General features: G+C 61.9%; 18 protein-coding genes. All 18 read right to left on the bottom strand.

Annotated features, from left to right (window positions below; all coding sequences use genetic code 11):
• Window positions 1-9: 9 nt before the first annotated feature.
• The 18 genes from DFT_RS19945 to DFT_RS19860 all read right to left on the bottom strand — a co-directional run bounded on the left by DFT_RS19945 (window position 10) and on the right by DFT_RS19860 (window position 17,599).
• Window positions 10-471, bottom strand: coding sequence for a phage tail protein (locus tag DFT_RS19945; protein WP_011366977.1), 462 nt, complete (start codon window positions 469-471; stop codon window positions 10-12).
• Between the two features lie 15 nt (window positions 472-486).
• The gene (locus DFT_RS19940) at window positions 487-2,016 is read right to left on the bottom strand and encodes a phage tail sheath C-terminal domain-containing protein (protein ID WP_054033026.1); all 1,530 of its coding nucleotides are present in this window, start codon (window positions 2,014-2,016) and stop codon (window positions 487-489) included.
• A 2-nt stretch (window positions 2,017-2,018) separates the two neighbouring features.
• On the bottom strand, window positions 2,019-2,276 hold the full coding sequence (locus DFT_RS19935) for a hypothetical protein (RefSeq protein WP_020886729.1): 258 nt from the start codon (window positions 2,274-2,276) through the stop codon (window positions 2,019-2,021).
• A gap of 12 nt (window positions 2,277-2,288) precedes the next feature.
• The gene (locus DFT_RS19930) at window positions 2,289-2,837 is read right to left on the bottom strand and encodes a hypothetical protein (protein WP_054033025.1); all 549 of its coding nucleotides are present in this window, start codon (window positions 2,835-2,837) and stop codon (window positions 2,289-2,291) included.
• Between the two features lie 59 nt (window positions 2,838-2,896).
• Window positions 2,897-3,382, bottom strand: a complete 486-nt coding sequence (locus DFT_RS19925) for a phage virion morphogenesis protein (RefSeq protein ID WP_011700600.1) — start codon at window positions 3,380-3,382, stop codon at window positions 2,897-2,899.
• Window positions 3,372-3,731: a hypothetical protein gene (locus DFT_RS19920; protein WP_054033024.1), complete on the bottom strand. Its 360-nt coding sequence runs from the start codon at window positions 3,729-3,731 to the stop codon at window positions 3,372-3,374. Before DFT_RS19920 ends, DFT_RS19925 begins: the two co-directional genes overlap by 11 nt.
• Window positions 3,718-4,182 (bottom strand): hypothetical protein, encoded by a 465-nt coding sequence (locus tag DFT_RS19915; RefSeq protein ID WP_054033023.1) that lies wholly within the window; start codon window positions 4,180-4,182, stop codon window positions 3,718-3,720. Before DFT_RS19915 ends, DFT_RS19920 begins: the two co-directional genes overlap by 14 nt.
• Window positions 4,169-4,528, bottom strand: coding sequence for a hypothetical protein (locus DFT_RS19910; RefSeq protein ID WP_054033022.1), 360 nt, complete (start codon window positions 4,526-4,528; stop codon window positions 4,169-4,171). Before DFT_RS19910 ends, DFT_RS19915 begins: the two co-directional genes overlap by 14 nt.
• An 18-nt stretch (window positions 4,529-4,546) precedes the next feature.
• The gene (locus DFT_RS19905) at window positions 4,547-5,410 is read right to left on the bottom strand and encodes an HK97-fold major capsid protein (protein WP_054033021.1); all 864 of its coding nucleotides are present in this window, start codon (window positions 5,408-5,410) and stop codon (window positions 4,547-4,549) included.
• Window positions 5,411-5,428: 18 nt separating this feature from the next.
• A complete protein-coding gene (locus DFT_RS19900) occupies window positions 5,429-5,791 on the bottom strand; it encodes a hypothetical protein (protein WP_054033020.1) in 363 nt (120 codons plus the stop codon).
• A 12-nt stretch (window positions 5,792-5,803) separates the two neighbouring features.
• Window positions 5,804-8,212 carry a DNA adenine methylase gene (locus DFT_RS19895; RefSeq protein WP_054033019.1) on the bottom strand — a complete coding sequence of 803 codons (2,409 nt, stop codon included), beginning with the start codon at window positions 8,210-8,212 and terminating at the stop codon, window positions 5,804-5,806.
• A gap of 103 nt (window positions 8,213-8,315) precedes the next feature.
• A complete protein-coding gene (locus DFT_RS19890) occupies window positions 8,316-8,669 on the bottom strand; it encodes a hypothetical protein (RefSeq protein ID WP_054033018.1) in 354 nt (117 codons plus the stop codon).
• Window positions 8,666-9,178, bottom strand: a complete 513-nt coding sequence (locus DFT_RS19885; protein ID WP_029917951.1) for a hypothetical protein — start codon at window positions 9,176-9,178, stop codon at window positions 8,666-8,668. Before DFT_RS19885 ends, DFT_RS19890 begins: the two co-directional genes overlap by 4 nt.
• Complete coding sequence (locus tag DFT_RS19880; protein ID WP_022661702.1) at window positions 9,175-13,764, bottom strand: minor capsid protein; 4,590 nt, start codon at window positions 13,762-13,764, stop codon at window positions 9,175-9,177. Before DFT_RS19880 ends, DFT_RS19885 begins: the two co-directional genes overlap by 4 nt.
• A complete protein-coding gene (locus DFT_RS19875) occupies window positions 13,764-15,311 on the bottom strand; it encodes a phage portal protein family protein (protein WP_235506288.1) in 1,548 nt (515 codons plus the stop codon). The genes DFT_RS19880 and DFT_RS19875 overlap by 1 nt, the downstream gene beginning before the upstream one ends.
• A 217-nt stretch (window positions 15,312-15,528) precedes the next feature.
• On the bottom strand, window positions 15,529-17,052 hold the full coding sequence (locus DFT_RS19870) for a terminase large subunit domain-containing protein (protein WP_054033017.1): 1,524 nt from the start codon (window positions 17,050-17,052) through the stop codon (window positions 15,529-15,531).
• Window positions 17,052-17,330 (bottom strand): hypothetical protein, encoded by a 279-nt coding sequence (locus tag DFT_RS19865; RefSeq protein WP_054033016.1) that lies wholly within the window; start codon window positions 17,328-17,330, stop codon window positions 17,052-17,054. Before DFT_RS19865 ends, DFT_RS19870 begins: the two co-directional genes overlap by 1 nt.
• Window positions 17,327-17,599: a hypothetical protein gene (locus tag DFT_RS19860; RefSeq protein ID WP_054033015.1), complete on the bottom strand. Its 273-nt coding sequence runs from the start codon at window positions 17,597-17,599 to the stop codon at window positions 17,327-17,329. The genes DFT_RS19865 and DFT_RS19860 overlap by 4 nt, the downstream gene beginning before the upstream one ends.
• Window positions 17,600-17,880 lie beyond the last annotated feature (281 nt).

Here is a 17,880-nt window from a genome sequence, read left to right as displayed (position 1 = left end):
TCCTCCGGTTTAGGTCCAGTATTGGAAGCAGATGGTGAGCTTCTCGATGGTGTTCTCGGTGTTGCCGCCCTCGAGCTCGTCATATTCGAGCGCCTTCACCCAGGCCCCGTGCAGGGTCCAGCGGCGGGTCTCGTTGCCGGTGCGGTCGTAGCGGACAACGTCGATGTCGCGCATGTAGTCGGCCGGAAGGCCGCCGGTGACGGCGTTCACATCCACCTGTTTCTTGATCCATTCGCGGGCCGCCTCGTCGGAGCCGTCCTGCAGGTTGCCTTTCTCGAGGGTGATGTCCTCGAACTTGACCCGCCCCGCCACCTTCTGGTCGAACATCGAACCGGCCGGGGCAAAGGCCACTTCCTCGAATTCTGTTTTGGGCTCCTGTCCCTTGTGGAACAGAGCCACGTCGAAGCCGTTTACCTCGATGGCGAACTGCCAGTTCTGGTAAAGGCTCTTGGGCATGTTTCCGCTTCTCATAGCCGTGTTCTCCCGTTAGATGATTTCTTTGAAGTCCGCGCCGGTGCTGGTCAGGATGAAGTTCAGCTCGATGAACTCCGCCGTCTTGGTCGGCTTGACGAACACGCGGGCCACCATTTCGTTGCGGTCGATGACCGCCGGGGTATTGGTCTCCTCGTCGCACTGGAAGGCGAAGTCGTAGAGGCCACCCTTGTCCTTGATGTCCTGCAAGAAGGGATTGATCAGGCGGCCGAGGGCACGCCAGGTCTGGGGATGGTTCGGCTCGAACACCACGAAGCGGGAGGATTCCGAGATGGCTTCCTCCATGTACATCATCAGGCGGCGGACGTTGATGCGGTCCACGGCCGAGGGCTGGCTCTGCAGTGTCTTCTGGCCCCAGATGTTGATGCCGGTGTCGGGGAACACGGCGATGACGTTGATCCCCTCCGGATAGAGCACATCGCGCTCGCCACGGCTGGTCTTGTAGGCCAGGGAGAGCGTGTTGAAGATGCGGCCACGGTCGATACCGGCGGGCGCGTTCCAGACGTTGGTCTTCTGGTCGCTGCGGGCGATGCAGCCCGCCACCGCGCCGCAGGGCGGCACCAGCTTCTTGCGCGAGTTGACCGGATCGCTGATCTCCAGCCAGGGGTAGTAGAGCGCCGCGTAGGAGGAGTTGAAGGCCGCGTGGCTGTACATCCCTTGTCCCTTGCGGAAGTCGACCGCTTCGAGCGGCTCCAGGTGCATTGGCGTGTCGGCGATGAACAGCAGATCCTTGCGCCCCTCGGCATAGGCGATTCCGGCGTTGATCACCGGCACCGTGGTGACGCCGGGGACCATCAGCAGGTTCAGGGCGTCGATCTCGTCAAAGCCATAGAGGCCGGTATGCTGCGAGGGATCGCCGATGAAATCCGCATCGGCCAGATCGGTCAGCCCGTTGTCGCCGCCGCTGAGCGTGAACACGCCCAATCCTGGACGGTCGCCGGGCGTTCCCGTTGCTGCGGCCAGATCCTGGACCAGGATGAAATCCGAGCGGTCGTTGATCGCCAGCTCCACATGGTTCGGCAGCGTCTCGTCCATGCTCAGATCCTTGAACACCTCGACCACATCGCCTTTATGACGGACCACCAGGTTGAAATGGTTGGCCGGGTCGAGCGAGCCGTCCTCGATGGAGATGGAGAGCCGGTCGCCCCAGACGCCTTCGTTCACGGCCTCGATCCGCAGGGCGTCGGCGGGCGTCGCCTCGCGGTTCTGCAGGACGACTGATGCCTTGAACGCCGTCAGAGTGTCCCGGTCGGTGGGATCGGTCAGATGGGCGATGCGGGTGACGTAGAGGACCGAGCCGCCGTTGTCGAAAAACGCCCGGGCGGCGTAGGCCAGATAGCTCTCGTTGATATAGGAGCCGAAACGGTTGATGAACTGCTCCCAACTCGTCACCAGTACGGGCTTGTTGATCGGACCTTTCTCGGCCACCCCGACCATGGCGGCCGACGAGGTCGAGATCTGCTTCACATAGAAACTGAAGTCCGTTTCCCGGGTGTAAATCCCGGGGGATAGATAGGTCGGCATGGTTATTTCCTCCGCTTGCTGGTGGTCTTGGCCTCATCGGTTCCGGCGTCCTCGGTCGCCGTGGGCTTTTCCGGCTCCGGTTCCGCGCCGCCGGTCAGGTCGGTGATGCGTACGAGTCCGCGTTTTCCGGCGGTCTTGATCTCGGCGGAGAGGTCCTTGCGGGCGATGCTCTTGCGTTCTCGCGGCCCGAGGTGAAGGGTTCCCTGGCCGGAGAGGTTGAACGTCAGGGGTTGGAACTGCAGGTTTCTGATCTCGATCACGGTTGTTCTCCTTTACGGTTGAATGGTTCGTTGCTCTGTCACGTCGCCGTGAAACTGGAAGGTCCGGTCCCGGATCAGCCGACCGTCGCGCAGGTCGCCGTCGTACACCGGGCAGGATTCAATGCGGATGCGTCCGGAGCTTTGCCGGAGGTTGGAGAGGTTCACCCGGGCCAGGCCGCCCAGAGGAACCAGTTCGGTAAGGTTCAGGCTGCCCTGGTCGGCGATGGCGATCTCCGGGTAAAGCTGGAGGAACCGCGACACCGATTCGTGAAAACCGAGTAGTTCGGCTTCCCGGTCCACGGTCACCACCAGATCGAAATCGAGGTGATAGAGCCGGGGAAACCGGCACTCCTCGAAACTCAGCTCCGCGACATTCTTCTCGAACAGGCGGCTCTGGCTGCGGCGGAAACGGTCTTCCGTCAGCTTCGGCCCCTGGAGGATGACGCTGGGGGTGCGCTGGACCTCGAACAGGTCATCCGGGAACACCAGAACGGTGTCCGGGTGGATGGCCTGCTTGGCCAGGCGGATCAGGGTTTCTGTGACGGTCTGTATCGTGCTCAAGGGACGCCTCCGTTTTCTGCCTGGTTACTTACCGGAAGCGTTGGCGATGTGTCGGAGGCTCAAAGCGCGGAGCGGATCGCCTCGCGATAGTTCTGGAGGATTTGCTCGCGGTACTTCTCCATCACCGGATGCAGAAAGGGTCTGGCGGGGATGACGATGGTCGCGCCGTTCGGATGTTTGATGGTGGCCCCGTACTCCATGACGGCACCGATGTTCACCATGTCTTCCCCGTCCTTGTTGACGGTGCCGCGCAGCAGGCCGACGAACGCCTTGTCGGCCATGATCTTCTGGGTGATGGCGTTGACGAGAAAGCCGGTGTCGATGAGCGCCTTGCTGGAACCTTTGCGCTCGATGGTGCTCTCGGCGAGTTTCACGAAGGCCTGTCCGCCCGGGGCCTGGGAGCGAATCCCCCGCTGGATCTCGCGCACCAGAAAAAGGGCGTTGCGGATCGTGGCCTGTCGCAGGGCCGTGGCCAGACGTGGCCCCATGCCGGTGGTCAGCTTGGCGCGGGCCTTGTCCCAGTCACCGGTCCGCCTAACGCCCATTGAGCTTCACCAGTTGCAGGTTCTTGTGAGTGACGGTGCCGAAGAAGTGTTCTTCTTCCACACTCTGTATGCGATAGGTTTCCCTGTCTGCGGCCAGGCGGTCTTCACCCTGGACATCAGCATTCGGAAGGACGCAGGCGAGCGCGTCGATCTTGCCGCTCAGCTCCTCCGGCGGGGTTTCGTTCAGTTCGAGGGGGATGACAGCGACTTCCGCGTATTCGGCATCGTCGGTGCCGTAGAGCCGCTCGCCGGGAACCACGCGCAGGACGCGTGCTGTCTGGCCGGAGGAGAGGATCAGCCGGGCGACGTCGGCCACGGCTTCGGCGCGTTCCCGGTCATTCAACAACATCGAGATCGATCCCTTGTTCGTAGATGACCGGCGTAAGGCCGCTCGGGGTCAGGATGTAGGCTTCCTGATCGAGCTGGGTGTCCGGACGCAGCTCGGTGAGCCGCTGGCGGTAGTCGGCGAGCAGATCGGCCTCGAGCTTGGCCCAGTGGCCGGGCTGGCCGGTTTTGTCCACCCGCTTGTCGCCGCTGGAAAAGGAGAAGGCGTTGGCGGTGGCCGAACGCATGACCTGGCAGGCGTGGATCTGCGCCATGATCACCAAAAGCTCGCGGACCTCGCCGGTGGGATCGGGGGTAATCTCTCCGGCCGTGATCGTCAGCGATTGGTCGAGGTCACGGCCGACACGGAAAACGGCCTTCCGGACGCACCTCTCCAGAGTCTGATCCTCGAAGAGAGATGCGCCCGGATCGGACAGGTCGAGCCGCAGGTCGGCGATCAGGTCACTCAGCAGCACCTTGCAGACCCTCCAGACGGCTCTTGAGCGCGTCGATCACCGTGCGGCGTTTCTCGGTGTCCATGTAGCCTTTGAGGGTTTCCGGATTGGCTTCCTCGTTGACCCGGGAGATGGCGTCGGTGGCGGAGAGTTTGCTCAGGTCCACCGGTTCCGCGTCCTGATCTGGCTCTGGAGAGGCGAGCGGTTCCTGCTTCGGTTTGTCGGTCATGGCCAGGCGGCCGTTCTTGAGCGCCGCCTGGATCTGCTTGGTGAGACGTTCCACCTCGACCACCTGACCGGGTTTGAGCTTCAACCCGGCGTCGGGGATCACCAGAACGCCGGGACGGATGTTCTTGATTCGATTCATGTCACGTCACCTCCCGGATTACGGAACCAGTTTGACCTTGGCCATGATGTCGGGGCGGGTAATGCCCTGACCGATCTCGGACCACACCAACCAGCCGGTCTTGAAGCGGGTCTTCTGATCGATGGACTCCGTCTTCAGGTTTTCGCGCACCGGCATCTTTCCGACCTCTTCATCCGGGACGATGATGATCTCGTCCAGCGGCATGGAGGCCGTCAACAGAATGCCGCCGGTGCCGTAGTTCTTGATGACGCCCTTCTGACGCAGCTCGAGCTTGGTCTGGGGATCGAGGTTCCAGCCGCGCATGTCGTTGAAACGGCGGCCGCGCATGACGATGTACTTCACCGACAGCTCCAGATCCTCGATGATCGAGATGGCCTCGTTCAGTGCATCCTCGGTGAGCAGGTCGCCGGTGACCTCGATGGTGTTGGCCGCCGGGATGGCCGAGGACAGCACCGAAATGGTGCGGCGGTCCATCTCCTTGCGGATGGCGTCGGCGGCGCTGGTCTGAATGTCCATCAGCGTGCCGATGTTGCCGTTTTTGAGGACGGAAACGTCCACCATCGGGTTGGAGTGGATGCGGTTGGTGGGGAACTCGACCTCGTCCTTGCCCACCTCCTGCTCCTGGGCGTCGCCGTCCTTGCTGATCCAGTGGGCCTTGACGGTCGGTTTCTTCTGGTAGACCGGACGTTCGCCCTTGGGCAACGTGTGCTTGGTGAGCAGCAGCGAGGAGATCTCCTTGCGCTTGATCTCCTGTTCGATGGGCGCGGCGATGGCGGCGGCAAGCGCCCGCATGCCTTCGGGCGACTCGAGAGCCTCGCTCATGAGCCGCGCCATGGTTTCCATGTATTCCTGGGAATGGATCTTCAACTGTTTGGTTTTCATGTGCGTTGGCTCCTTGGGTTAGACGAGCAATCGGAATTTGAGGACGCCGCTCTGTACGGAAATGGCGTGGGCGACGACGTGCTCTCCGGCCGAGACGCCGTTGGTCAGCCGACCGCTCGCCGAAACTTTCAGGTCGTCTCCGGCGACGACGGTCCCTTCGAAGGCGTCGGTCTCGTAAACGCCGCCGTCGCAGTAGATGCCGGGCATTTCGCCACCGGCGTAATCCTTGATCAGGATGCCGAAGGAGCGTTTGGTGGGATCGGTGTTGACGGCGAACAGGTCGTCGCCAACCACGCGGACCACCTGGCCGAGCTGGCCGTCGCCCTGGATGTGGCCGTCGCCATAGGCGAGGCTGCGGTGACACGGATTGATGAATGACATGGTGTTTCCTCCTTATGCGTTGATTTGCGAGTGTTCGGGAGAGTCCTCGCCGACACGGTTGCGGTAAGCGGCCATGAACCCGTCGCGCAGACGGTCCTCGAGCGACACCTTGCGGTCGTCCACATCGTGGGGCCTGACACCGGCGTCGCTGCGCAGCGGGGTTTCCGTCGATGCCTTGGCGGCGGGCTTGCCGCCCTGGTCGCTGTCAGCGGGTTTCTCTTCCTTGTCCTTGTCCGCCTTGGCCGATTTGGGCAGGCGCTCGTAAGCGGCCTCGGTGGCGGCGAAGGCTTCGTCGGACAGTTCGGCCAGTCGTTTCAGCTCGGCTTCCCGGTCCTCATCGGACGCAAAGGAGAGCCCCTGCTTCTCCAGCCGGGTGAGCAGCTTCTTGGCGCGGGAGCGGCAAGCGGCCGCCTTTTGTTCGGCTTCCAATTCCTGGACGCGTTTCTGCAGCTCGGCGACCTGGGCCTTGAGCTGCCGGTTTTCCTTTTCCAGGTCGGTAACGCGGGCAGGATCGCCTTCCTGCTGGGCCGGTTTCTTCTTGGCCGCGTCAGATTCAGTCTTGGCTGCCGGGTCATCGGTAGGTTTGGTTTTGTCTTCCATCGTGGAATCTCCTTCGGGTTGGGATTGGTCGGGCTGGCTCTGAAGGGACGCCACCTGCAGAATCCTGGCGTTCTCGTCCGCGCCTTTGCGGTCGAGCAGTCCCAGTCCGGTGAAAGTGACGCCGTGCAGAATCTCGAAAACGGGTTGGCCGCCCACATCACGGCCCTTGAATTTGCGCAGGTGGGTGCAGTAGTCGGCCTTGTTCTGGAAGCGCTTGTGGCAGACCGAGCATTCGCCCTCCTGGTAGTCGCATTCCATGGAGACCTGGGAGATGATCCCGCGCTTCATCAGCTTGTAGGCCAGCCGGGCGGCCGGGGTGTCGTGAACGTACAGCTCGCCGACGCATTCCACGCGGCCGCCGTTGTCGTCCTCCAGGTAGTCGGCGGCGACGATGCCGCCCACGATGTCGTTGAACTCCTGCGAATGCTGCAGATCGACCTTCTTGTTCACGGCCGTCATGTGCCGACCGGACAACTCCTCGGCGGTGAAGTGGTCGCCGTTCTTGTTGGTCCCGGTGCGGCAGAGCACGAAGCTGAACTGGGGGTCGCCCGCCGAGCCGACATCCATGGCCTCGGTCGCGAGACGTTCGCCTTCGCCCAGCCGGATATCCACGGGGATGCTGGTGTGGAAGTTCGCGGCGGCGGCCATCGGAACGGGTTTTTCCTCCCGCTCGGCGCTGGCCTTGGCCCCGGGAGCGCAGACGAAGAGACGCTCCTTGGCGTTGGATGCCTCGCCGTGCTTGGAGGTGATGGCGTAGTGGTGATCCTTGGACTTCATCCGGCTCTGCTTGCCGAAGGAGCCGATGATCCGCTTCATCTCCTGCTCGTTGGGATAGGCGTGATCGCGGTAGGAAATCAGCCAGTGCGGGATGTGCTTGGCGTTGCCGAGAAAGGTCTGGAAGAACTCGTTGGCGTTGGCCTTGGTGACGGTCTTGTGGTCGGTCTCGTAATACTTGACCTTGGTGTCGGCCTTGATTTCGAGCCCTTCCCAATAGGTCATGAGCCCCTCCACGAAGTGGTAGGCCCGCTCGTAGTTGGTGGTCGAAAACTCGGTGGCGTAGGGCGGATCGAAGTAGGCCAGATCCGCCTTGGCTTTCGGCAGCAGTTCGTTGATGTCCTGCCGGTATGCCTTGTTTTCCTTGTCGTTGTCGAAGATCAGGGCGTTGATGCGCTGCAGGTTCTTGCGCAAGCGATCCTTGAACTCGTCGGGGGTGTCCTGGCGGCGGCCATAATCGGTGGACGACGAGAAGTGGCCAAAGCCACCCTTGCCGCTCATGCAGGTCTTGCCGAGGCCGAACAGGGCGATGTCTTTCTTGAAGCCGGAGAGCTTGTCGCAGTTGGCGCGGATGGTGTCGATCAGCGCATGGACGCCCTTGGCGAAGAAGATGCCCTTGAAGTTGTCCTGAACGAAGCTGCCCGCCTTGGCGTTGTCGGCCAGGAGCGCCTCGATCTCGTCCTCGCTCAGGCGAACCGAGTTGTTCTCGATGATCGCCTTGGCGGCGTGGTGGCAGTAGCGGAGCCGGTCGTTGGCGATGACCTGGAGGCCCTTGGTCTTGTACATGTAGGCCACGACCGCAGACCCCGAAAAGGCATCCAGCACCGTGCCAGTGCCCTCCGGGGTATGCTTCCAGATCCAGTCGACGAGCTTCTGCTTACTGCCGATGTAGTTGGTGATGTACTTGGGGCGCTTCTCGGGAGGGAGCTCTTCAGGAGCGGACTGTTCGGCGGCCTCGGACCCGAGCGTGTCGGGATCAAGAGTCAGCGCCGCATCGGCCTCCAGTAGAAACGCCAGCCTTTCCAGGTCTGTGGCGAACAGTTCCATCAACGTCTCCGGTCAGTTTGCTGTGCTCTCCGCGACCTGCGGGGAGCGTTCTGCGGTTACTTACCGGAAGCGTCGGCGATGTGTCGGAGGGTGACGGCGAATTTCAGCGGGCGGGATTCAGCCGGGCCAGAACGGCCTTGCCGCAGGCGTCGAGGGAGGGGTATTCGCCGGTCTCGGTGATCTCGGAAAAGACCCCGTCGTAGGGAGAGCGGGACAGCCGGTGGTATTCGAGAAAATCCGCCGGAAGCGAGGTGGCCCCGGCCTCGACCAGACGGTTGACCACCCAGGCAGCCTCATCCTTGCGGTCGGCAAGCCCGTTCGGTCCCCGGTCGAGGTAGTACATCTCCACATCCAGACCGGGACCCGGTCCCTGAACCCAGACGCCCACGGGCACGTATTCCGGCACGGTGGCTTGCCGGTCGGCCATTATTGAGTCGATCATATAGCGCAGTTTCATGACCAGTCCTCCGCGATCCGGAGATGCTCGGTCAGAAGCTGGGCGTCGAGCCGGTGGAATCTTTCGGCGTTTTTCTGGCGGTAGGCGATCCAGCATTGCCAGTCCGCCGCGAGTTCGGGCTCCGAGACCGGCTCGATCATTTCGACATGGTGAATGCGGCCCAGGTCGTCGGTCATATCGACAATCAGCCAGCCTTCGACCTCCGTGTCGTCATGTTCGTCCGTCAGGGTATCTTCGACCCGGACATCCACCACCTTGATGGTGTGGGCGTGCTGGAAGCCCTCGTCGTAACCGAGCGCCTTCCACAACAGCCAGAAATCGGTGCGCAGATGGTTTCCAGCGGCGTCGAAATGGGGGGCGATCCGGGTGACGGTGAAGCTGTCCACCAGGGTGTCCAGAAAGAGATCCCCGGATTCTCTGACCGCCATGCGGCTGCCCCGGCTGTTGAACCAGTGCAGCGATTCCTGCAGCCGCCGTTTCTCCTGTTCGATAAAGTCCTTCATGGTCATTGTTTGCGTTTGCTCCAGCTTTGCGAGGTATGGACGATGTCCTCCACCTTGCGCCCGTCGGGCAGTTTCTTGATGCCACGCCGGGTGAAACTCTGGATGATCTCCCGGCGTTCGTTGTCGCTTCTGGCCACGATGAACTCGATGTTGTCCAGCAGCGTCACCGAGTATTTGAAGATGGTTTCGTTGCCATGGCGTTGCGAGAACCGCTTCCAATCATCGATGCTGGCTCCCCGGTTGCGCTGCACGTAGTCGTCGATCACCTTGCCGTAGGCGTCATGGTCATAGCTGATGGCGTCCATGCGCCGCAGCATCTGTTTCTTGAAGTAGAGGGCCGGTGAGGCGTCGCTGGCCGGTTGCTTCTTGATTCGGGTGAAGAAATAGCTCGCACCACCGGTCTGCATGTCGGCCACCGGGGACATTCCGCCCGGAGCCACGCCCATGCGCATCTTCTCGACCGTGCTGACCATGGCTCCGTTGTTTTCCATGATCGAGTCGATAAAGCCGGACATGCTCTCGCCGTTGGTCAGATCGTGGACCAGCGAGTAGCCCTTCATCTGTTTTTCCAGGTCCTCCTCGGTGATGTCGAACCGGAACTGGTGCCGGTATCCGCCCTTGGCGTCGCGGTCCAGAAAGCCCGCCTGGTATTCGCCCAGCGGGTTGTACCCGGAAAGCTGGGTGATGTCCTGGACACCCAGTTCCTTTTGCCAATAGCCGCGCAGAGCCTGAACCCGCTCGGTGGTGGTGGCGTTGCGGTCGTCGAGGGATTTCTGCAGCCGTTTGAAGTCGGCGCTCTTGTCGGTCTTGCGGATGTAGGCGAGCTTTTCGAGATACATCTGCTCGGCGTTTTCCGCCGTGGCCACCCGGGTATCGATGCCGAGCTGTTCGAGCTTTTCCAGCATCGCCTCGACCCGTCCGGGGGTGGCGTCGCCTTCCAGGATCATTTCCAGCTCGCCGCGCTGGGCATAGAGGTTGGTGTCCGACCAGGGGCGATAGCGGACCCGGGTGCCGTCCTCGAAGGTGACGGTGTACTGGTGTCCGTCCTGCATGCGGGAGTTGTGATTGAACAGCGCCCGATTGTCGATGTCGTCGGCCTCTACAGTGATGGTGCCGGAACCGATCCTGCGCTTGGTGTGGGTCACCTTGCCGCGCTCCACCTTGAACGGCGGTTTCTCCTTGGGTTTCTGCGCGTCGAGCTTGGGCAGATACTGTTCGAAAACGCCATTGGTGGCCCGGTCCCAATCGACGGACTCCTCAATCTCCTTCACCCATTTCAGATAGTGGTCCGCCATCTCCTTGACCTTGGGGTCGGCGCTCTTCTGCAGAGTCTCCAGTTTCTTGCGCAGGCGCAGGGCCTTGTCGATCTTGGTCCGGTTGTACTTGCCGTCGCCCACGTGGAAGTTGACGTTTTTGACGGCGTCCAGAATCGTCGGATAGAAGCTGTCTTCGACCAGCGGTTGTCCCTTTTCCCCGGCCGCCGTCTGCACATACCTGCGCAGCACCTCGTCGATGCGGCGGTCGGTGTCCGGCCGGATCTTCATCTTGACCACGGTACGCTTCTTCCCCTTGAAGCTCTCGGTGAAGATCAGCGCGTTTTGGTCCTCCACGTCGCCGCTGTCGAAGGGCAGCGTCTTGCCCTGCCAGCCGAGTTTGCGGGCCTCCTCGACCAGGGTCTCTTCGGCGGCGGAGAGCAGCTTTTTCTTGCCGGTGGCGGTACTCAGCTTGTCGAAGCGGAAACCCCGATCCCCCAGCACATCGGCGTAATAGCCCTCGAAGTCCCGCCGGAGATTGTGTTTTCGCTCCAGGGCCAGGTCGTAGAAATGCCGCAGCCCGGCCGGGTCCTTGGCGAACCGTCCCTCGGCGTAGGGCCGCAACAGATCGAGGTAATCCTCGTCGGCGATCTTTTCGACTTCCTGGATGTAGCGAAGGGTCGCGTTCGGATCGACCCGTACCTTCCCTTCCTTGGCCGCCCGGAAGACCTTGTTGTAAAACGGCTCTTCCTCGCCGCAGACGCCGTTGGGGTGATAGTCGAGCGAGAGCTTGTCCTGGCCCAGAAACTTGAAGGCCTGGCCTTTGTCGATTCCGTAGACGCGACCGTCCCGGGCACGGATGAACTGCTTGGAATGTCCGTCGTGATTGGCGATCAGCCAGTCGACCACATGCTCGCGCTGGATCTGCTCCAGTTCGATGGTGGTCAGATCCTGGGGCAGGATGTTGCGAAAATCGAAGTCTTCCCGCAGATCGGTGCGCCATTTCTGGATGGAGCCGGTGCGGCCATTCAATTGGATGGTGTGCACCTCGATGGAATGGGGGTCGATCAGGCGGCCGATCTTGTAGGCGGCTTCCTCTCCGAAGGCGATGAACTCATCGTCCTTGCGGCCAATGGGCTTGAACAGCCATTTGTCGCCGTTCTCATCGGTCCAGAATTCCTTTTCGTGTGCGCCGCCGACAGCGGCCTTGCCGGATTTCTTGAATTTCGAAGACAGACCCTTCTGCTGCCACGCGGTATCGACGGTGGCGAACTCCGCGCCTTTCTTGCCGATCTTGGGCTCGGGCGGCTTGACCGGGATCGGCTGCGGAGCCGGTTTCGGTGGCTCTTTCTTCGGCGTGGCGGGCTTGGCCGGAGCGGTTTTCTTTTTGCCGCCATGCTTTTCGGCCCAGGCTGCGTGCTTGGTGTCGATGCTGGCCTGAACCGCTTTGATTTTCGCGGGATCGGTCTCGGTGAAGAGCGTGGTCAGCTCGTCTTTGTTGGCCCACTGCCAATACTGGACCTTGGTCTCCTTGGCGAGCGTCTTGAGCTCCGCCGATTTCAGTTTGCCGACCTGATCCTGGAAGAGCTGTTTTTTGAGGGCGATTTCCTTGCTGTGGGCCGCGAGCAGCTCCTGGGGCAGATCTGTGCCGCCGGAAACCGCCTGTTCCGCCTTGGCAATCGCGTCGAGGAAATCCTTGTAGCTGCTCGGCGTGTCGGGAACGACGACGGCCTTGGCGGCGTCTTCGAGGGCCGTTTTCTGTTTCAGAATCAGCTTCAGCTTGGCCTCGTCGACCGCCTTTTTCTTGACCGACTCGGCCATGTCGGCACCGGCCTTCTTCTGCAGCGCCTCGACGAGCTGCTGCTTGTTCTTGAGGATGCCAATGCCGTGCTTCTGTTTGGCCGCCGCGAGTTCCTTGCCCATCAGGCCGCTGTGGTCCACGCCGGGTTCCAGCTTGTCCAACAGCTCGATGGTCTCCTGTTTGGTCATGTTGAGGGAGATGCCGTTCTCCTTCGCCATCTCCTTGAGCTGCTGGGCGGTCATGCCCTCCAGCCCCTCGGCGGGAGGGATCTTCGCCATCTGGGCGGCGAGCAGCTTGGCCTGTTTGAGTTCCGCCTGTTTCAGTCCGAGCAGCTCGACCAGTTCTTCCTTGGTCCGCAGCAGGCCGATCTTGTGTTCCTTGAGCTTGGCGCTGAGCGCCGCTCCGGCCAGGTCACCGTGATCGATCCCGGGTTCGGCCAGGTCGAGCAGCTTGATGAAATCGGCCTTGGTCCGGGCAATGGCCACGCCGTTCTGCTTCGCCAGGGTCTGGAGCTGTTTAACCGTCAGCGAGCCGAGGTCGGCGATGTCGCCGTTTTCAAAGGCGCTCTTGAGCTTGGCGTTCTCCTTGGCCTGGGCGTCGGCCATGCCTTCCAGCACATGGGGCGGGAGAATGCAGGCGTCCCCCTGCGATGCCTGGGCTGCGGCCTTGGCGACCATCTCGCTGCCGCAGACGGTCATCGGCCACGCCACGATATTGGTGCAGCGGCAGTGCGGATGCGCGGGTTGCTGGGGGAACTTGTCGATGGGAAAGGTCTTGCCGTCCAGGCCGCCGCAGACCGGGCACATGCGCTCGTCCTCCATGGCCAGCCATTCCAGTTTCTGGATGCCGACACGCTCGTGGAACTTGAGCCTGCCCATGTTGTGGGCGCGGAGGACCTCAGTGCGGGCGATCATCTCCATGCGGTACTGCGCCTTGCTGAACACCCGGCTTCCGGCCTGGCGAAAGGAGTCCTTGTCGATGATCACCTTGCCCATGTCCCGGACGATGTCGTCGGCTCCCTTGCCCGTGGCGACGCCGTTCAGGATGGTGCGCTTGATGCCGTCTGCGAGTTCGCGGTGGACGTCACCGGCGAGTGTGAGGTTGTACTGCGCCATGAAGTCGAGGGCGTTGGTGTCGACGATGGTGAACACCTTGGTGGCCAACTTGTCGATGCCCTCGGGCTTCAGGTCAGCGTAGAACGGCAGCGCCGCGTCGGCGAGCTCTCCAATTCCCTGTTGGATGCCGAGTTTGAAGGAGTCCTTGGTCGTCTTGCGAAAGACCAGGGTCTGCTCCCGTTTGAGCCGCTTCATGGTGTCGTCGAGTTCGAGCTGGAGCTTTTCCAGCCCCTTGAGAGCGGCGAGCTTGTTGTCCGGCAGGGAGCCGAGAGAGCGGTACTGGAGGATGGCGCGGGCGACCTCGTCTTCGGCCTGTTTCAGCGCCTGGGTGAGCTGGGCCGTGACCTGGTCGTTGTAGCGGTTGCGGGCCGTCAGACTCTTCAGTGTGGCCGCCTGGATGCGTTGCTTGAGGTCCGACGGCATCAGCGGGGCTCCCGGCGGTCGATGAAACGACAGGCCGGGGCGTCGAAGGTGCGCTCGCTGTTGTGGACCCGGCAGTGGTTGGTGTCAGCAATGAAGTGGCTGCACTCGTCGCACACGGCAGCAATGCCGGTGGACTCCAGGTCGCCCGACCAGACTAATGCCGCCTCCGCCGTGGGTTCATCATCCTCGGCCGGAATCCCGAGCATCTTCCGGGCGCGAGGCACGCTGAGGATGCCGGAGACCACCATATCCACCACCGGCTTCACCTGCTTCTCGTCCATCAGGTCGATCTGTTTGCGTTCGGTCTCGCGGTTGGCTGCCTCGATGTCCGGGTCCAGGTCCATCTTGAGCTGAAGGCTGGAGCGGCTGATGAGCTTGCGGTCGTAGAGTTCGATGAGGAGCTTTTTGAAATCGACCGCGTCGCTGGGATCGAGGTCGTTGAAGATGAACTGGATGCTCTTGTCGCCATGGCCGTTCAGTTCCATCCAGTCGTCGAACACCCAGTCGAGGAGCTTGCGTGCGGCCTGTTTGATCTCGCGGATCATGACCATCATCTTCTGCATGCTCACCGAGGCGGTGGCGAAATTCGGACCGTCGCCGGTCACCAGCGAGCGTGACAGCCCCAGAGCCACCACGATGTCTTCCTTCACCTCCTTGACCTTGTCCTCGACGTTGAGGACCTGTCCGTCGGTGCCGTGGGTCTCGACGCTGACGTAGAACGGGACCACCAGGCCGCTTTTCATGTCCATCTTGTTGACCATGTCGCGGACCTGTTCGAGCATCCGCTGGTCCGGCATCACCATCTTCTGGCCGAACGCGCCGCCCACCTTGAGCAGGCGGAACGGCGTGGCCCAGCGCTTGGCGATGGCCTGTTCGGCCCGGCGGTAGTCGCGCAGCAGTTCGATGGCTTGAAAGGCGGGAAGCACGAGGGAGTTGCCCCGGGGCGAGAAGGCCGGTGCGTCCCATTTAAGGTGGACCACCTGCTCGACGGGCAGCGGAATGGATTCGCCGCCGCCGGGTGTGTCCTCGGGAAATTGCCGGGCCTCGATCAGTTCGCCCTGGGCGTATTTGACCTTGACCGAAACCGGGTTGACACAGACTAGCTCCTCGATGTCCTGGCCGGACTTGGTGAAGCGCTTGAAGCCGATGGCGTCACCTTTCACCAGAAGCTGAAGAACCATGTCCTTGATGAACTGCGAGACGTTCAGCCGCCAGGCGGCCTCCAGGGCCTGCTCCTTTAGGTTCTCGTCATCGCTGGTGATTTTGATCTCGTCGCCCACGGCGAAGGTGCGCCAGGAGTTGACGCAGTTCTTCACCAGCGGCTCCTCGACGTAGTATTCCCAGGCCTTGCGGGCGCGTTCTTCCCAGGTGGCCGGAATCGCTTCGGCGGCGTTCACCTTGCTGAAGGCTGCCGAGTCGAGCGCGGCCGCAGCGGCCAACGGCGCGATGACAAAGCCGGTGGTGTCCAGGCTTTCGGGTTGTTCGTCTTGATGAGCGGTGCTTTCCACGTGATCCTCTCGGTAGTTTCGGCCATGACAGCCGCACATCCGGCCCGTGTGGGCCGAACCCGGCTCGATGCCGGTTACTTACCGGAGAGGGGTGGAAAGCGTCGGAGGATGAGTCTGGCGGGTGGTCAATATGCGAAACCTCTGCACTTGTTCCTAAGTGAAGAGGTTTTGCATCAACTTGCGATAGAGCTGGTTCGTATCGATTTTTCAGACGTATTGTTGCCACTTCTGAATAACTGGTAGCGATTTGTCTGGTTCAGATAAAAATCGGATTGGTGAGGACCGGCTTGAGCGAAACCACTTCTTCGCCGACCGGGTCGAGGTTGCCTTCTTCCCGGATCAGCATGGCGCAGCGCACCGCGTCGATGATGTGGTCGTTGCCCTTGGAATAGATGATCTTGCCGTCCCGCAGGGTGTAGGTGTGGGTGGTGAACTGGTCTTCCACCTCCAGGTCGTCCGAGGGGAAAATGAGCTGCTTGCGCTGCAGGGCTCCGTTGATGAGGCTGGTCATCAGCTCCTTGGTTCGCTTCTTGATTTCCTTGCCGTCCCGCACCGCCAGCCGGGTCATGCCGCCGAAGTCGTATCCCTTGAGCCTGCCTTCCAGCTCCAGCCCTTTGTACTTGTCCAGGGTGAGCAATTCCTGAACCACCGCCAGACCGTTTCCACCGTTGTCCACACCGATGCCCGCCGGGGTGTAGTAACGCTCCAGCAGCGCGATGATCTGGGCGATGTGCGGATAGGAAACGTGTTCGAGATGAACGCGCAGGATCATCTTCAGCAACGTCCGCTCGCCGATCTCCATCTCCTGGAATACAACGATCTCGGTGGGATCGTTGGTGTAGCCCAGGTCGCCGCCGACCCAGAACTGACCGCTGCGGGGCGTGAGGTTGAGCAGCATCTCCAGACGGTCGTGGGCCGCTTCCTCGGTGTCGCAGTCGCGCATCTCGGAATCGGTGATGACGATCTTCTGATACTCCAGCAGATCCTGCCGACAGAGGTTGAACTGCTCGACATTGAAGGCCCCATAGGAGGGCTTGCCGTGTTCACCGGCCACCTCGTGCTGCCAGCCGGAGCTGTCGCGGCCGCCGTAGAACTCCAGCAGTTCGGCCTCGCGATCCTCGGTCCACAGGGGGTTGAGCCATGACGGCCAGCGGAACACATGGAACTGATCCGACGAGGTGAGCCGGTAATAGGTGGTGTCGCGCAGGCCGTTGGGCGTTGAGTAGATGCGTAGCGTCCCCCCGACCTTGAGGCACTGGCGCAGCGCCTTCCAGGCCCGTTCGGTCAGCCAGGCTCCTTCATCGACCCAGACGCGGCCCACGTGCAACGAACGAAAGGCGTCGCCATAGGCCCCGGCCGGGCGGAAATAGAGCACCGAACCGTTGGTGAACTCCAGCCGGAAATAGGGTTTGCGGTGGATCTTGGGCTTGCCGTACTTGGTCAGGGCAATGCTGTTCATCAGATCGGGGTTGGTGTCGAGCTGGAACTCGATCTCCTCGATGATGGTATCGAGGTGGCCCTGGTGCGGAGCCGCGACGAGGCCTTGGCCGCCCCGGGTGGTGAAGGCGTAATGGAGCGCGTCGGTCGAGAGCACGATGGACTTGCCCACGTCCCGGCCGTCGAGGTGGATGATGTTTTTGGCCGGGCAGCGCAGGTCCTCCACCTGATGCGGCCAGTAGTCGCGGCCTGAGCCATCCCGGTTGTAGAGGTAGGCTTGCCCCCACAACACGGGATCGCTCAGGGTCGCCGCAAGTTTGCGCTCCTTGTCGGTTACCGCCATCAGTGCATTCCCGTCCTCAAGGCGCTGCCGAGGATGGTGCCCACCAATTCCGTCAGGATCTGCTGCACGGCCAGAGTGTTCTTCCTGTCGTGGACAGCCTCCTGAATGTCGATGATGGCCTGGTCCAACTCCGCCCAGGCTTTGTACTGCTGCTGGGCCGCTTCCAGACGGCCGAGTGCGTTCTCGATCCGTCCCGCCGCCAGCTCGGTGCCGATTTCAACCAGGGCCTCACCGGCCTGGCGAACGGCATCGCTGTTCTCCTGAAGAATCTCTTTCATTGGCCTGCCTCCTGGTTCGCGCCGTTGGCCCACTGGTCAAGGGCGTCCACGGCGTTCTGCAGGCGCAGACCGACTCCGGTCAGGCGCTCGGCATCCGGGTGGCCGACCTCGCGCAGCGCCTTGTTGGCCTCGGTCACGTACTCGGGCGTGTGGCGGTTGACGGTGGCCACCGCCGACTGGATCTGGGCCGGAGGCCGGTAGGTTGCGCAGCCGGTCATGATCCCGGCCAGCGCCAGCGGGATGGTCCATTCGAGGGTCTTCTTCAACATGTTGTTCTCCTTTGGGTTATGGGTTTGGGGCACATGCAGAAAGATCTCTGCAAACACTTGATTTCCAACGAAATAGAAGCGTCATTGGATGTGACGCGGGATGGTCCCGCATCCACGAAAACGGAACCGGAGGCAGGCCATGACCTACGACAGAAACCGCCAGCAGGCACTCAAGGCGTACCGAGAAAAGCAGGAGAATATCGCCCGGCTGATCGAGGGCATTCGCGGCAAGCTCGAAGCGGACGCGAAGCAACCGGACATCACCTGGGCAAGCGTCGGTT

The organism is Desulfatitalea tepidiphila (assembly GCF_001293685.1).
Classification (GTDB): domain Bacteria; phylum Desulfobacterota; class Desulfobacteria; order Desulfobacterales; family Desulfosarcinaceae; genus Desulfatitalea; species Desulfatitalea tepidiphila.
The sequence above is the reverse complement of the archived record's forward strand: the minus strand, read 5'-3'. Positions and strand labels throughout refer to the sequence as shown.

Bases quoted from the DNA above. Each gene is read 5' to 3' on its own strand.
- DFT_RS19945 (WP_011366977.1), bottom strand. From the start codon at position 471: ATGAGAAGCGGAAACATGCCCAAGAGCCTTTACCAGAACTGGCAGTTC.
- DFT_RS19940 (WP_054033026.1), bottom strand. From the start codon at position 2,016: ATGCCGACCTATCTATCCCCCGGGATTTACACCCGGGAAACGGACTTC.
- DFT_RS19925 (WP_011700600.1), bottom strand. From the start codon at position 3,382: ATGGGCGTTAGGCGGACCGGTGACTGGGACAAGGCCCGCGCCAAGCTG.
- DFT_RS19920 (WP_054033024.1), bottom strand. From the start codon at position 3,731: ATGTTGTTGAATGACCGGGAACGCGCCGAAGCCGTGGCCGACGTCGCC.
- DFT_RS19910 (WP_054033022.1), bottom strand. From the start codon at position 4,528: ATGAATCGAATCAAGAACATCCGTCCCGGCGTTCTGGTGATCCCCGAC.
- DFT_RS19905 (WP_054033021.1), bottom strand. From the start codon at position 5,410: ATGAAAACCAAACAGTTGAAGATCCATTCCCAGGAATACATGGAAACC.
- DFT_RS19900 (WP_054033020.1), bottom strand. From the start codon at position 5,791: ATGTCATTCATCAATCCGTGTCACCGCAGCCTCGCCTATGGCGACGGC.
- DFT_RS19895 (WP_054033019.1), bottom strand. From the start codon at position 8,212: ATGGAACTGTTCGCCACAGACCTGGAAAGGCTGGCGTTTCTACTGGAG.
- DFT_RS19890 (WP_054033018.1), bottom strand. From the start codon at position 8,669: ATGAAACTGCGCTATATGATCGACTCAATAATGGCCGACCGGCAAGCC.
- DFT_RS19885 (WP_029917951.1), bottom strand. From the start codon at position 9,178: ATGACCATGAAGGACTTTATCGAACAGGAGAAACGGCGGCTGCAGGAA.
- DFT_RS19880 (WP_022661702.1), bottom strand. From the start codon at position 13,764: ATGCCGTCGGACCTCAAGCAACGCATCCAGGCGGCCACACTGAAGAGT.
- DFT_RS19875 (WP_235506288.1), bottom strand. From the start codon at position 15,311: ATGTGCGGCTGTCATGGCCGAAACTACCGAGAGGATCACGTGGAAAGC.
- DFT_RS19870 (WP_054033017.1), bottom strand. From the start codon at position 17,052: ATGGCGGTAACCGACAAGGAGCGCAAACTTGCGGCGACCCTGAGCGAT.
- DFT_RS19865 (WP_054033016.1), bottom strand. From the start codon at position 17,330: ATGAAAGAGATTCTTCAGGAGAACAGCGATGCCGTTCGCCAGGCCGGT.
- DFT_RS19860 (WP_054033015.1), bottom strand. From the start codon at position 17,599: ATGTTGAAGAAGACCCTCGAATGGACCATCCCGCTGGCGCTGGCCGGG.